Source organism: Porcincola sp. LCP21S3_C12, assembly GCF_052118625.1.
Classification (GTDB): Bacteria; Bacillota; Clostridia; order Lachnospirales; family Lachnospiraceae; genus Porcincola.
This window is the reverse complement of record NZ_JBQKGW010000023.1, coordinates 20,713-36,508: the sequence shown is the minus strand read 5'-3', so window position 1 is coordinate 36,508 and position 15,796 is coordinate 20,713. Positions and strand designations below refer to the sequence as shown.

Annotated in this window: 7 protein-coding genes; all 7 read right to left on the bottom strand. The window is 51.3% G+C overall.

Features of this window, described 5'->3' with window-relative positions:
• Positions 1-25: 25 nt before the first annotated feature.
• Positions 26-373, bottom strand: a complete 348-nt coding sequence (locus ACTQ1N_RS11020; protein WP_441956783.1) for a hypothetical protein — start codon at positions 371-373, stop codon at positions 26-28.
• Between the two features lie 197 nt (positions 374-570).
• A complete protein-coding gene (ltrA, locus tag ACTQ1N_RS11015; RefSeq protein WP_321048665.1) occupies positions 571-2,418 on the bottom strand; it encodes a group II intron reverse transcriptase/maturase in 1,848 nt (615 codons plus the stop codon).
• A 780-nt stretch (positions 2,419-3,198) separates the two neighbouring features.
• Complete coding sequence (locus tag ACTQ1N_RS11010) at positions 3,199-5,232, bottom strand: VirB4-like conjugal transfer ATPase, CD1110 family (protein ID WP_441956782.1); 2,034 nt, start codon at positions 5,230-5,232, stop codon at positions 3,199-3,201.
• A complete protein-coding gene (locus ACTQ1N_RS11005; RefSeq protein ID WP_441956781.1) occupies positions 5,144-5,695 on the bottom strand; it encodes a PrgI family protein in 552 nt (183 codons plus the stop codon). The genes ACTQ1N_RS11010 and ACTQ1N_RS11005 overlap by 89 nt, the downstream gene beginning before the upstream one ends.
• Before the next feature lie 29 nt (positions 5,696-5,724).
• A complete protein-coding gene (locus tag ACTQ1N_RS11000) occupies positions 5,725-6,753 on the bottom strand; it encodes a type IV secretion system protein (protein WP_441956780.1) in 1,029 nt (342 codons plus the stop codon).
• Between the two features lie 14 nt (positions 6,754-6,767).
• On the bottom strand, positions 6,768-7,085 hold the full coding sequence (locus ACTQ1N_RS10995; RefSeq protein ID WP_441956779.1) for a TrbC/VirB2 family protein: 318 nt from the start codon (positions 7,083-7,085) through the stop codon (positions 6,768-6,770).
• Positions 7,086-7,166: 81 nt separating this feature from the next.
• Positions 7,167-15,773 carry a SpaA isopeptide-forming pilin-related protein gene (locus ACTQ1N_RS10990; RefSeq protein WP_441956778.1) on the bottom strand — a complete coding sequence of 2,869 codons (8,607 nt, stop codon included), beginning with the start codon at positions 15,771-15,773 and terminating at the stop codon, positions 7,167-7,169.
• Positions 15,774-15,796 lie beyond the last annotated feature (23 nt).

The window sequence follows — 15,796 nt, the reverse complement described above, 5'->3', positions numbered from 1 at the left end:
AAACAATTCGCAGAAACAGTTACTTTTAAAGTGACTGACACATCTGTAGAAATCCAAAATCGGCGCGAAATAATCTGCCGGATGGGACATCATTTAATTTGCCGGACAACAACATGGCACTGTCTTTGGGAAGTCTGCCGTCACATGGGATGACCCGGTTGCCGAATTTCAGGAGCCCACAGCCACAGTCGGGGTTACTGATGTACTGCATCAGGTTGGGGGAGATTCCAAGCTCGGTTTCCAGCAAATGTCTTTCATTCTCCTTCAGATTAAGTAGCATCAGAAACTCACTGTTGCAGAGCATGGACTCGACTGCCGTTGTCGTCAGAAGATCGGCGACGTTCTGGGTAATGGCCGTGCAGAGGCCGCCCATCTTTCGGACCTCACGCCAGATTTTCTCCAGGTAGGCTGCCGAATACTGGTTATGGGAAAGGTATGCCGATAGGTCAGATCCTTTCGGACCTTTCGCCCCGGCCCACACCGTGCAAGCAGCTTTCACTGCACACGGCGTTCCATGGGAATAGTTCCATCATTATTAAAACGGCCACTCTCAGAGTATTCGTGCTCACTTTATTTCATGCACACTGTCCCTAAGCCGGCTAAGTGCCGCCATCGGTTCAGTTTCTGCATACGAACATTGAAATTCTCATTGAGGCGACGAATCGTCTCTCTGATAGCATCCACATCATCAGCAAATATAATCTTCTCTACCTCACGGCAGACAATTCTCAGATTGTCATAGCTGTCACTGCCACCTTTTGCTTTCGGAATAATTCTGATACAAGCAACATCTTCCAGCAAAAGCTGTTTACCGGTGATTTCACATTTACCTTTTGCAGCAACAAACCTTGAGAGTCGATTATCGCAAAACTCGATGCCTTCCGGACTGGACTGTTCAGCCAGTTCAATCAGCACCTTGGAATAAGCTCTGCTCTGCAGGAGCGAATGAATCCTCTTACGCCCCTCCGGTGTGTATTTGTTCACCGAAGGGCTATGGCACATCGGATTCGTCGTATGACAGTAGGCGACCGGGACCACAATCATCCCATTGATGTACCTCACTTGCTTCGACTTGCCATACATCTGAAAGAAATATTCATCCATTGCGCCTTTGAGTTTTTCAGGCTTATCCTTACTAAGAGAATTGCTTCTGGCACATCGTATCTTCATCGTTCTGTCCAAAGCAGGAAAGAGCCTATGCACGTCTTCATTGACCATTGTTGCCATGTTGTAGTACCCGTGGATACCAACAACCGCCTGATTATAGGCGATGATATCGTCATGCTGTGCTTTTTCAGAGGCATGGGCTTTACAGGCCTTAACTAAAGAGTTCTTCAACTTTGCCTGCTCCATCGCAATGGCTTTATCAGTCATATGCGACTTGATTACCCACCTTTTCCCTTTTTGGATCAGTCTGAATCGGATTCCGAGGAAATCGCTGTATCCAGTCGTCAGATTAGTAATCTTCGACTTCTCCGGCGATGTTTCCAGCTTCAATCGCTCCCATAGCCACATTTCCACAGCTCTCTTCATTCGGACAGCTTCGTCATAGCTTTTACAGAAAACTTTAAAGTCATCTGCATATCTGACGATTCTGACTTCCTTCAGACTCGTTTTCCTAAGACGCCTGTACAATGCACCTTTGTTCCATGAGCCGTTACTATTTCTGCACATGTCACTCGGAAGGCTTTTCTGCACCTGCATCTCCTCCCACTGGCTCGCAATCCACCAGTCAAGCTCGTTCAAAACGATATTGGCCAGCAGTGGACTGAGGACTCCGCCTTGCGGTGTACCCTTATCGGGAATCCACCTTTCGTCGTTTTCCTCAATCGGCGCTTTCAGCATCTTGCTGATCAGACAAATCAGTCTCTTATCTCTGATACCGAGACTCCATATCTGCTTCAGCAGCTTTCCATGGTTCACGTTATCAAAGAAACCTTTAATGTCCACGTCTACCACAAAGTGATAGCCGTCATGCTGTGCCAGCTTGTAGCAAAACGCTACCGCCTCCTTTGTACTGCGGTTTGGCCTGAACCCATAGCTATGCGCATAGAACTTCGCTTCACATATAGGTTCCATGACCTGCAATACACTTTGTTGAACTACCCGGTCTATTACGGTAGGGATTCCAAGAGGTCTCATCTTTCCATTGGGTTTGGGTATATAGACCCGCTTTACCGCCTTTGGTTGATAATTCCAGATTTTGTCCCGCACCTTTTTCACGAATAGCTCGCTTGGGATAGCACTGAGGTCTTTGAACGAAAGTCCATCGACTCCAGGAGTACTGCTACCCTTGTTTCCCTTAAGGTTGCGATAGGCCATTTCAATGTTGGGCTTGGTTGCTATGATACTTACCAAGTCTGTGAATACTTTGTTTTCCGCACTATCCCTATATAGAGCATCCAGCACATCTATCATGTTGTAATACTCCGCATGTCGGATAGAGCTATTCTTAAGCACTCCTGTTCTCTGCATAGTCAACATCACCTCGCTTTCGCAAGACTTCGTTTCTCTTAGTCCTACTCGAACCTATGTATGTTGACCGTTTTATTTTGCAACTATCAAGCACCGCTCTCACGGCGCCCCACTAGAGGCTGTTGCTCCATTTCCGTTACAGAAACTTCTTCGCTCGTGCCTCCGCTTTCACAGCAGTTAAGGCAGGTTATACAGTTTCGGTTATCCTGCACTGCTTTCCCTGCCAACAGATCATCACGAATGCAATCACTCCCTGTCTGCTGCTTCCGACGTTCCGATATGATACCAATGCTGTACTTAGGTGCCTTCTATGGGCCTGCCAGCTTATACCGCCTGTAACGGTATCCCGAATTTCAAATCCACAACCCATACTTTTCGGTAGCTGACCCCGGGCAACCGGCATACGCTTATTCAACGTATTCGAATTCTAGACCCTTTCAATCGTTGGTTCGTCCCCCTAAGGATTCTCACCATATACAGCTGCACTACATAATCACCAGCGGCCTGCACCTCTGCAAACGTTTCCCCAGTGTAACTCTGTGGGGCTGGCTTTTTGCTCTTCAGCCCAGCTCTCCCTACCTTTTCGCATTGCATTGCTACTAACGCAGTGGGCAGTTTGTGTGTGTCCCTTCGTGGCGTTACCCACTCATTTGAACAGTACCATAACAGTTGTACTGGCAGTTTTGGGCACTGCCAGTCCCGCTACCCTAAAGTCAAAGACTCTCAGGCGGCGAAACGCCTCGCCCTGTGGAACTCATCTATGAATACCCATGTGCATTTTCCTTTCTTTGCGTTCTCTGCAATTCTCGCGCGGACTGATTCCAGCATGATGATGATTCCCATGCCGGACTGTGACCGGTCGATATCCGCCATACCATAAACGGTGAACCGGTTCCTGGTATTCACGTTTGTCGGCTTTGCAAACATGTTCATGGCCCCGGTGACGAACAGCTCCATCGACAGAGCAAGCGCCTGGGCTCTCATTTCCGGCTGCTCCTTAAGGATCTGGTAGAAGTCCACCAGAGTCGGTGTCAGGAAATGTTTCTCTCCCACTCCTTTGTAGATCTGCTGGACAACTCGGCCGATGATGGAGTTGTCCTCCGGCTCCATGTTGTTCTCCTTGATCTGGGAGAAGATGGACAGCATCAGGTTGGTCTTGTCCTTGAGGAAGGTCGACCTGGAGTCCATGTACTGGAGGGTGTCCGTGTCCAGCGGGTTGATGAAGTGCTTGGAAGTCGCTGAGAAATCGATGAACTGACCGTGGAAGTAATCGCAGATTGCCTCGTACTCGTTCATCGGGTCGATGACGATGATGTCGTCGTCTGTTGTCAGGAAGATCTCCGTGATCTCCTTCTTGGTCTCCATACCTTTGCCGGACCCGGAAAGGCCCAGGATAAACCCATTTCCGTTCAGGAGTCTTTTCCGGTCACCGATCAGGATGTTCCGGCTGATCTGGTTCACGCCGTAAGCGATGCCGCCGGGCTGGTACAGTTCGTGTACGATGAAGGGTGTAAATGCTGCAAGCGGCTGGGTCAGGAGCGGGTACATGGTGTTGCAGAACCTGACTCCGCAGGGCGATGCCGTATGGAAGGCTTCCATCTGTTCCCAGTAAACCGGTTCGAAATGGAATCCTTCTCCTTCTGCCGCTGAGCAGAAGGTAGTCACATTGTTCTCCAGCTCTTTTCTGGTCGGTGCATTGATCACCGCGTAAACGCCGACGTAGAACATCCTTTCATTGTTATCGTTGATCACGTCCAGCAGTTCCTCGATCTCCGTCTTCTGCCTGCGGACTTCATAGGAGACATCGCTGGACCAGGCGCCTGCCCGGTTCCTTGTCTCCTGCTGTTTCTCGATTGTTCTTCCAACCTGCATGTAGAGGTCATTCAATCTCTTGCGGACCGCATCCATTGGAATAGCCGCCGCATCGATAGTCACACTGCACTGGTAATCTCCTGAAAGGAAACGATTCATGATCTCCGGATTGACTCCGCTAGGAAGGGATGGCAGGTACAGAACTCTGCTGTATCGGTTTGCAAACTGCAGCGTGATCCCATCCATGGCTCCGTACTCATCCTGAAAGTAGCCTACATGCTGAGGAGCGATGAAGTCCTTCCAGTCCCTCGTCCCTTTGACCATCTGTTCCCAGGTCAGGGTCAGCTGCTTCCCCTCACCCATATGCCAGAAGGTATACAGGTAGCGGAGCCGGTCCGTCCCATTCAAAGGGATCAGTTCGCTCTCCATCTTGCTGAAGTTTACCTTGAGGTTCGCTTCGATCGAACGGAAATAGTCTCTGGCTGATCCGACATCCTTCTTCCGTACAGACAGAACGAAAACCCTTGTCTGGGTCAGACCGGAGTGTCCTTCCATGACCCTGTCGGAAATGTACTTGTTGAAGGACCGGATCATTTCCGAGAACTGACCATCTTTCTCACGGATAAAGACGTCCCGCTTCACCTGCTCCATATCCTGGTTGTTATTGATCATCAGAATCTTGAAGCTGACATTCAGGCTGTTCAGCATCAGGCAGTACCGCCTGAGGAAGTCATCCTTCTCCAGGTCATCCATGGTTGCAAAGTTGGTATCCATGAAAAGATATGCCTTGTCAAATAGGATGTCTGCTCCTTCAGGTTTCTCCTCCAGCTGGCAGATCCCGTCCTTGGAAATCCGGTCAACCGGTATCATCTGCTGGACCGTCTTCGGAAGCCGGTACAGCGGCTGGGTCAGCTCCTTGTATTCCTTCATTGCTTTCAACATCATTCACCTCACTTGCTGCTCTTTCTTTCATCCTGTTTGACTCTTCTGAGACGGTTTCCTCCGTTTCCAGATAAAGCTTCTTCAGTGACTTACCTGCCTCCTCTTTCCTATTGACCTGCTCACCAGGCTCTTCATCAGGAGAAATAAGCCCCTGATTCAACCAGAAGATCATTTCCGGCTGATAGAAGAAAGAAGGCTGGTTCTGAACTTTCTTCTTCCGCTTCAGATAGTCGCTGAGCCCGATGCCGTGTATCCTGACGAAGCCGGCTGCGATGATTGGAAATGCAAACGGCAGGGTCAGGTACATGGCGAGGGAAGCATTTATCTTCAGGTAAAGAAGGAAGAAAGTCAGAAGTCCTCCGCTGACCGCTACGGCAGCTACTGCAAAGAGAGTCTGCCTCATAGTCAGTCCCTTAAAGAAATCGTCTTTGTAAGAGTCGATGTTCTGATTTACCGGAACCATCATGTCCGATCACTCCTCTCATCATTTGTTTATCAGCCCAGTCCCAGGCAGGACCGGACAACTCCATCCGCGCCTTTCACACAGGCTGCGGTCGCCACCATCGGCATGCATAGGTTGAAGATTGCCAGCATCATTTGCACCGTAATATCGGAACTGCTGGCAGTGAAGTTCAGTGCCGCAGACGAAAACAGTCCGAAGCTCAGCTTGATTGCCAGTGCTATGACAAATGCTTCAAGGCAGTATGCCGTAAATGTCTTCAGCCATGCGATCCCGGTCTGCGAAAATTCGCGCCCGCCGGCAAAGCCTGCGAGCGCTACCGGGGCAAAGGGGATGCACATGTAAACCTTGAACAGTCTCTTAATGACTGTGATTGCCAGCTCCACGCCTGAGATCAGGATTGTGAACATTCCCACAGCTCCTCCGATCAGTGCGATCAGCCCTCCTGAGAACCAGGCGGCACCTTCACTTTCATCCGTCGACCTCAATGATTCCTCCATGCTGTCGAAGACCTGGTCGACCGTATCTTTCTTTTCATCTGACTCTGTGATCTGTATGGTATGTGCAAGGGCAATCGAGGCATTGTTGATCCCTCTCACCAGTGACATTGAATTCATCACCAGAGAAATGGTGATTGCGAACCGGATGAACATCTTGAACATGGATTCGAGATTAAACGTGGTCCGGATGTCAATGCTTTCCTTCAGCCAGCCTGCGGCGAAATAGAAGATCGTCAGCGAACCTGCAATCGCCAGAAAGACTCCGTAGACCCCGGAGCCTGACACAACGGACCAGGCTCCAAACTGGCCTTCCGGGTTCTTCTGGACGAAATCCAATGCGACCTGACTGCAGCTCTTCCAGATAGCAAAGCCTGTGTTCAGGAGAGCTCTTCCCTGAGAGAACATAATGCCGCCGAGCCAGGTCATTACAGGAGACAGCACCGTATCGTAAAGAGCATTTCCTGCATCAGAGAAACGGTCCCCGATCCAGTTTCCGATTGCGGTCATCCAGCCGGGCAGCTTCAGCATGGCCGGCATGGACTGCAGTGCGAATTGCTGCCACATCAATTGCCATCACCTCATTTCAGAAGATTGATGATCGTAGGCGCCAGGCACATCAGGATCCCGGCTACTACCTTCTTCAGAGAATCCGTCTGCTGGGCGGTATCTCTGGACTGATAAGCGGATGCAAACTCAAACACACCCCAGGCCAGGACGATCGCTCCGGCCGCCGTGATGATCGTAGTGACAATGGAATACAGGTTGTTGATCTTACCCTGAACCTGCGCTGCCGCAAATGCATTCATAGGCATCAGCAGCAATGCGGCCATCGTGATTACCGTTGTAAAAAAATAACGTCTGTTTCTCTTTCCGTCTCTTTTCAGAATCTGATTCATTTAGCCCTCTTTTCTGCCAAAGCAAAACGCCCCGGAGATACCTCTCCGAAGCGTCTGCTCTGTAATCTGCTATTAATTGTTTCAGGAATCTTCATTCTCCTTTTTCTTCTTCAGAACCAGAAGAATCACGACTGTTGCTGCGGCTGCTCCCAGGATGCCCAGATAGAGCAGGATCGGTGAATTATCGCCGGTCTTTACAGGAGCTGTCGGTGTAGAAGAGCTGCCTCCCGGATAGGACGGAGTCGATCTGCCTGACGGAGTATTTCTGGTAGTGGTCTTCTTTCCTGTCAGGTCGATCTTCTCTTCCTTCGGGGAATCATACATGGTCACATGCTGGATCTCTCCGTTATCAGCAACTGAGAAGGTTACATTTTCAGCCACCTCGTAACCAGACGGAGCAGTAACCTCAGTGAGGGTATAGGTTCCCGGAGTCAGGTATGCGATCTCATGCGGAGTCGTTCCGGAAGTCCAGGAATCGATGACCTTTCCAGTTGAATCACGGACCTCAAGCTTGGCACCCGGAAGTTCATTTCCCTTCTCGCCTTCCACGATATCCTTCTTGTGAATGACGATCGTGGTCGGCTTGTCCATCATAGTGACCGTCTGGATATCCCCGGTATCCTTGACTTCAAACTGTACATCCTCTGCCTTCGTATAGAGAGCCGGAGGTGCGGTCTCAGTCAGTGTGTAGGTTCCGATCGGAAGCATCTCGATGTAGTGCGGCTCATTGGTAGATGTCCACTTCTCGATCTCTTTTCCTTCAGAATCCTTGATAACAAGCTGCGCGCCGGGAAGTTCTTCACCCTTGGTGATATCCTTCTTGGAGATCTTCAGCTTCGTGACATCGTCCTTCATCTGATGCATCTCGCTCTTGCCGTTGTCCTCAACAGTGAACTCGATGCTCTCAGCGGTGACATATCCGTCCGCAGGCTTTGTCTCGGTCAGGATGTAAGTCTTGCCAACTTCGAGACCGGACACCGGATGCGGCTCCTTCTCGGAAGTCCAGGTGTCAGCTGTCCTGCCGCTCTCTTTCTCAACAACAGAAAGATGAGCTCCGACAACCTCCTTCTCGCCTGTGATGTCAGTCTTGGTGACCTTAACCTGCTTGTTGACCAGATTCAGCTGATCATTTGCATCCGCCTGGTCCGATACGGTAAATATGATTGGCGCAGCCAGGACATATCCTGCAGGAGCCTCCGTCTCAGTCAGAGTGTAAGTCTGACCGACCACCAGTCCAGATACTGCGTGAGCGGTTCCATCGGATACCCAGTTGTCGACGATCTTACCGTTTTTATCAGTTACCTGAAGATGAGCGCCGGCGATCATGGTGATCTCGGTGTCCACCTTGCTGATCAGGACCTGACGGTCGACCATGGCAATGCTCTGGTCCGCGTCCTCTTTGGTTACAGTGAAGTCTCTCGGATCCGCCACTGCATAACCCTCCGGAGCACTTTCCTCGACCAGACGGTAAGAATGACCGACGATCAATCCGCTTACTGCATGCGGAGTGCCGTCAGATACCCAGGTATCGACCAGCTTTCCAGGCTTTGCACTGACAGTACCAGTAGAAACATCCCCAGTGCTCTGAGTGTCCTCTGCCTTGTTCTGATCTCCAGTCTCAGAGTTCTGACCGGAAGTCTCAGATTCTGTAGTCTGATCATTTTCTGAAGTCTGGCCCGACTCTCCAGTCTGAGCAGCTGCTTCAGTTTCTTCTGTAGACTGAGTCTTGTCAGCTTCCTCCACAGCGACTTCTGCTCCACTCTCAGGGGCAGTAGCGGACGCCTCAGTTCCTGTTCCTGTCCCAGTCTGTATTTCAGGTTGGGAAGCTGCATCCTGCTGAGTCTCCTTAGTCGGGGTTGCTACGCTTTCGCTTTCAGCAGGCTTCTCTTCAGTATCCTCTGTCAGCTCATACACTGCCAGTTTCGCTCCCTTGACCGGCTGACCAAGTACATCGAGCTTGTCAATCGTTACTCTCTTATCCTTCATGGATACGGTCTGGTTCTTTCCGTCATCCGGAACTTCGAACTCGACCTCTTCTGCGACTGCATATCCATCCGGAGCGGTAACCTCCTTCAGGACGTAAGTCTTTCCAACCTCCAGACCGGAAATAGCATGCGGTTTGTCGCCGGAAGTCCAGCTGTCCACATCCTTGCCGGTCTCCTTATCGATGACAGTAATCTTTGCTCCCGGCAGTTCCTTCTCCCCGGTCACATCGGTCTTGGTCATGGTGACCTGCTTATCGACCATCTTCACAGTCTTGACCGTGAATCCGTCATCGACCGTGAAATCGATGTCCGATGCCCGGACGTAGCCTTCCGCGGCGATCTCCTCATGAAGGGTATAGCTGCCTCCGACGTGAAGTCCGGAAATGGCATGCGGCTCTTCTCCGGATACCCACTTGTCGACTTCCTTACCAGTCTCCTTATCGGTGACCTTCAGGGTTGCTCCAGGGATCTCATTTTCACCGGTCACATCTGTCTTGCTCATGAAGACCTGGGTGTTGGTAAGAGTGAAGCTGTCATCCGCGAACCAGTTCTTCGTTACAGTGAACTCGATCGGATCTGCGAGAACGTATCCCTCTGGAGCCTCCGTCTCGACCAGAGTGTAAGTCTGACCGGCTTTCAGACCGGACACCGAATATGCATTTCCGTCCGAAGTCCAGGCATCCACGACCTGTCCCTCGCTGTCTCTGACCTCCAGCTTTGCGCCGGCGATCATGGTGATCTTGGTGTTGACCTTGCTGACCAGGACCTTCTTGTCCATCATGGTCACGGTCTGATCCGTCAGGTCATCCGTGATGGTAAAGTCGATCGGCTCTGCCTCCACATATCCCTTCGGGACCTTGCTCTCGACCAGTCGGTAGGTGTGGCCGACTTTCAGATTGGAAGTATCATACTGCTTTCCGTCTGACTTCCAGGCCTCGACCGGCTCTTCAGTCAGGTACTTCGTTCCATCCTCGTGGAAATGGACTTCATAGATCTCCAGTTCGGCTTTCTTTACTCCGTCCCCGAGAACATCCAGCTTGTTGATGATCAGTTTTTTGTTGGTCATGACTACCTTACAGAGGACTCCGGTATTGGTTACCTCAAATGGGATGTCCGTGGCCAGCGTGTAGTCCTTGATGGACTGTTGCTCGTGCAGGATGTAGTTGCCGAGCGGCAGCCGGCAGATCCTGTGCGGGGTTCCGTCAGAGACCCATGTGGCAAGTGCGCCCTGTCCATTGTCATCCACATAGGATGCAATGTTTCCAGAGGCATCCAGGACTTGCATGACAGCGCCCTTGAGCTCCTGGCCGTTCATGTCGACCTTGGAGAAATCCCATCTGGTATACTGGTCCTTTCTCCGGAGCTCAGCGGTATCACTCTTCTCCTGCCCGTCCAGGATGTTGCCCTTCTCATCGGACAGGAAGATATAGCCGTCGCCATCGACCGTGAAGTAAGAAACCGTATCGTCCAGAACATATCCAAGGATGGTCGCCGTCTCCTGGACCGCATAGATTCCGGACTCAATGTACTTGACGAGGATGTTTCCGCCTTCATCCGTCACAAGACTTCCGCCGGAAAAGACTTCTCCCGCGCGGTTTCTGTCAGGCTCCTCGCCGCCGATCCTGGTAAAGGTAAATGTGATTCCTTCCAGTCTCTTTGTCGGCTCTGCGTCAGACCATTCACCGTCCTTATCGACCGGCTGCTCAAACTTCAGGAGGTTCAGCCTGGTCGGCTTGTTGGAAGAATCCTTCTCAACCGTGATGACCGGTGTGTACTGGTCCTTGTAGGTAAGCTCGAACGGAATCTCCTTCGGATCCAGAGTGTATCCTTCCGGAGCCTCCGTCTCGGCTGCATGGTACTTGCCAAGATAAAGCTTTCTGGAAGTTCCGGTTCCGTCGTTTCCGATCACGACTGTATCGACCAGGTCTCCTTCTTCTGCCTGGACCGTCCCGTCTCCGGAAATGATCTTCTCGTCCGCATACACTCCGAACTTTGCTCCGGCGATCTTCTCCTTCGTCTCAGCATCGTACTTGGTGATCTTCAGGACACCCTTGACCTCCTGGTCCTTCATCTGCCAGGTGATCAGCTGGTCCCAGGAATTCGCGGTATCCACCTTGAACTCCACAAGATCCTTGTTCAGCACATAGCCATAGGGAGCCTTCAGCTCCTTCAGATAGTAGGTACCGATCTCCAGCCTCTGCGGAAGATATGCCATGCCTTCCTCATTGGTGACGAAAGTTGATACCTTCTTGTGATTGGTAGAATCCTTGAACTCGACGACCGTCTTTTTGTCGTCCTTGAGGATCTGAATCTCTGCGCCCGCCCGAAGAACCGGCTTCCCGGAATCCTGGTCAATCTTGGCAAGCTGGATCCACTCGCCGTGCTGGTCCTGATAGATGCCAGTCTGGATCAGCTGCCCGTCGATGACTCCTGCATCCTTCGTTCCATTCACATGAAGATTACGGATCGCGCCAAAACCAGTCGGAACCGTGTCCTTGTTCTCGATGATCGTGTAGTGACCGTAAGGCAGTCTTCCATGCGGATAAGCTGCATCCTTTGTCGTCGCGTATCCTTCTGAATTGGTCTTTATCGAGACATATGGCTTTGCGCCTTCCTTCGGATTATCACCGTTCATGTCAGCATCCAGGTAAATGTCAAACTGGATTCCTTCCATCGGCTCGAGTTTGTCGTGAGGATCTTCCTCATTCAGCTCAGCTTCGACTTTGTGGATGTCCACATCAAAGCGGATCACATCATCCTCTGCGGAGATGGAATCCAGGTCCTTCATAGTACCTGCATCCTCGCTTCGGATCGTGAAGGTAACGTTCAGGTTCTTTCCGCGAAGGTTGAACCCTTCCGGCGCCTTGATCTCAACGAGCTCGTAAGTTCCATACGGAAGATATGCTTCCGGCGGAAGCTGTCCACCGTTGATGTTATTGCTGACCGGAGAAGCGATGTCACCGTTCTCATCTGTAGAGAAGGTATGGATCGTATCGCCCGGCTGATAGACTTTTGCGTCTACTACAACGGAACTCTTAGAACGGTTGATCAGATCGAACTCAGCTCCTGAAAGTTTTGCCTCGCCCTGAATGACATTTCCTTTCGGAGTCGTCTGGTCGACACGGAACTCTGCCCCGGTCTTCCCAGTAATCGTGCAGATCTTCTCTGCAAGCTCCAAATCCTTCTTTCGGATCCTGAAGCCAGCCCGCTCCGGAACATTTTTATGCGGATCGCTCTTTGAATAATCTGCTGTTTCCTTTGCCTTGATCGTTACCGGAAGCTGCTTATCGGAAAGTGTGTATCCTTCCGGAGCCTTCTTCTCACGGGCTGTGTAGCTGCCGGTCTGAAGAAGGTTTCCTGTTGTTGCCCCGGTCCCATCAGGCCCCGTCACGATCGTAGTTGCCACCTCGCCAGGATGAATGGCTCTTCCATGATCGGTATTGAGAACGACATCAAAATCATTGGCATTGATGACTTCAAACTCTGCTCCCACAAAGGTCGCATCCCCGTCAGTGATGGTCCCCTGCTCTGCAGAGATCTTGCCCAGCTTCAGGTCGCCGAACGTCGGGATATCCGGAAGATCATTTGCATTCACAGGAGTGTTCTGAATCTCCGGCTGGCTGGTGCTGCTGTAGACGACACTGTTGCCGCTCTGCAGGATCTGCAGCTTCCATACGGAATTGTTCAGTTCATATCCTTCCGGAGCTTTGGTCTCCTGCACGGTAATGCAGCCAAGCGGAAGGACGTTCTCACCGTATATCAGGCTTCCTGATACCAGGTGGGCCTGATCCAGTCTGGCTGTATAATTGCCGTTTGCATCCTTCAGCGTCTGGATCACCCAGGTCTGCTTTGCTGTAGCTTCCGGCTCCGGATTGTCATAATAGTTCACCATAAGCTGTGCTCCTGCAGTAGGTCTTGTGGTTGCGTAGCCCGCAGCCGGGATCTTTCTGACCAGATCATTCAGGGTTCCGTAAAGAGGTTCATCTGCCACCTGGAACGTCTGTCCCGGAGATCCCGCAGCTACCGTCACGGTCTGATCCGGTGCAACTTTGTATCCTTTTGGCTGTGATGCCTCATGCAGGGTATAAGCCCCGGGGTTCATTTCCTTTACTTCGGTTGTTCCACTTCCCTGCACTGTAAAGGTTTCGCTTCCTGATGCATTGCCCATCGTGAACTGGGCCCCAACCAGCGAATACATGCGGTTGCCCGACACGATCGTGGTATTGGTACTTGATTTCTGGATAGCCACAGGTGTCGTAGTAGGCCACTGTACAGTCAGTGTTACCTTGGAATCATTGGTCCGGTACCCGAATCCGATATCCTGATGGCCCGAGAATTTCAGAGCCATTGCATGATAGTCCAGAGGGTAATTGCAGGTAACTGTATACTGTCCCGTGAGTGCCGAGGTGTTATCCGTGGTAGCCACGAAATGAAAACTCTGCCCTCCGGCGACTGTTCCGCTTCCTGTAAATGTCTGTCCGGTCGTCTCATTGACAAGGCTTACTCCATTCTCTAGCCATATGGTGATCACCCATGCAGCATTGGCCTTCCAGGTAAAGGAAGGGGACGTCTTGCTCGTGGCGACTGCCGAAGTTGAAGGCAGGACCTGCATGGCTGTGGGATCCGGCATGGCTTTCAGGGCCGCTTTGCAGTCCCTGAGCATCTTTTTGGCTTTTTCGGAAAGATTTCCGCCGAACCCATAAGAGCCGTCATACAGATAATCGACCAGGTAATGCTGCATCTCACGGGCATTGCCGCCGACTCCATTTGCATCGAAGATCGCCTTGATGCTCTTTCCGTTAAATGTTCCTTTCCAACCCGGCCCGCCGTATCCGTAGAAGATCGCCTTGCGGAGATATTTGTCATCTCCTCCTTCATCCAGTTCCACTGCGTTCTTATAAACGTGACCGCTTTCAGGAGAATGCAGGGCATGCTGCATACAGTAGGCCATGACATCATATTTCTGTCCGTTGACCTTATAGCGGACCCACTTATAGGAATCTGCTCCGCCGGAGCCAAGTGAGTTATTGAAAACGTGTCCGGTATAGTTGCCGTCGGTGTGGTAATAATAAGATCCCACTTCGACATCGGTCTGGTCATCCCAGCCGCCGTCATTATCATCTGCCGCAGCTGCTCTTCTGACAGCCATCAGTCTGCGGGGACCTGCACCTGAAGCACCGGTCTTGTCAACAGTAAGCTCAACGTCTTCTGCCGGCATGATGAAGCTATGGCTGTTATCGTCTTCATGGTAAGTGATCTCGCAGTAGTCACCGGTATCATTGTTGTCATGATGAACGGTCCGCCATGCTGCGATGTTGCAGTGGTCAATGTCCAGATCCGTCTTGATCACGACTTCCTCATCAGGCTTGTAATAGCCATCCTCATGATTCAAAGTGACATTGTACTCAGACCCGGACTTCAGAATTACCTGATAGGTTCCCTCCAGGTTCTCTGACTCAGCCTCGGTCTCATCATAGACTTCGGTCTCAGTCATATCTTCCGCCTCGGTCGCAGCTTCAGTAACCGCTTCCACAGCAAGGTTCTGATCCGCTTCTGTCGCTGTTTCGGTCTCAGTCACTTGCGCAGGGTCTGCATCAGCATCATCCGCTGTGTCATCCTGTTCGGCCTGCTTGCTGTTCTCGCTCTGTCCTTCCTGTGAAGTCTGGGGCTGAGTCTCAGACTCTCTTACTTCCGTAATGCGGATCGGGCGTACAAGGTACCAGCTTCTTCCGGTCGAAGACTCATCGATCCTGTAGACCATGGAATAAAGTCCAGGAGTCCCCGCCTTCACATCACTGCTCACAAGCTTGCTGGAGCAGGTATCCTGCGGATAAGTCACATCGTCAAACCTGGTCTCTTCCGCGATATCAGTCACATCGATCCCGATCTGCTTCTCCGGAAGCATCATAAGAGCACCCTGAGCCGGGAACCCATCTTCCTCAATCGTAGAGGAAGTATCCTGGGTCTCCGGAACTCCATCGTTTTCACTAGAACCTGCCGGGGTTTGTAGGACTTCAGTCTGGGCGTCTGCCTGACTTTCCTGCTCATCCTCTTGTCCGGCAGTCTGGCTGGAATCTGTCGTGTCATCAGCATTAGCTGAAGTCTCACCCACTGCAGCATCCGGCGCATTCGTTTCCGCAGCTGCCTGTACTTCTGCAGCTGGCTGAGACTGTGCTTCCGATGCTGGCACTGCCGGCTCCGTCTGCAGCTGATGCCATTCGGTCACCATCCAGAGATTGGAATCCGGCATGGTAAATGTCAGTGTATCCTCATCCTTCCAGGTGAAGGGATACTCCTTTCCCTGCTTCTTCTGGTAGTCCGCAATGCTGATGTTCTGGTCCTGGAAAGCCAGCTTATCAAGCTGGTAATCCGGGTTCACAACAACATCCAGATTGACTTCCTCACCCTGCTTATAGGAGAGAACCGTTTCCTTCTTGTCCTTGTCCTCAGATAAAAAATGCGTCTGGTCATACATAAGACCAAACGCTTCCTGATCAGGTAATGTAATTGTGAAATCCGGTGCATCCGTTTCTGGCTGTGAAGTCTCCGGCGGAGCAGCTTCATCAGCTGATGTACCAGTCTGCACCTCTGCTGCCATATCCGGCGGGACCTCTCCCGCATATGCTGGAAATGGCGTTACCAGGTTGCCGGCGATCATCGCCGCCGACAATACTACAGATGTAATTCTGCGTATTAACTGCATTCTGTTTCCTCCTGTAATTTAAT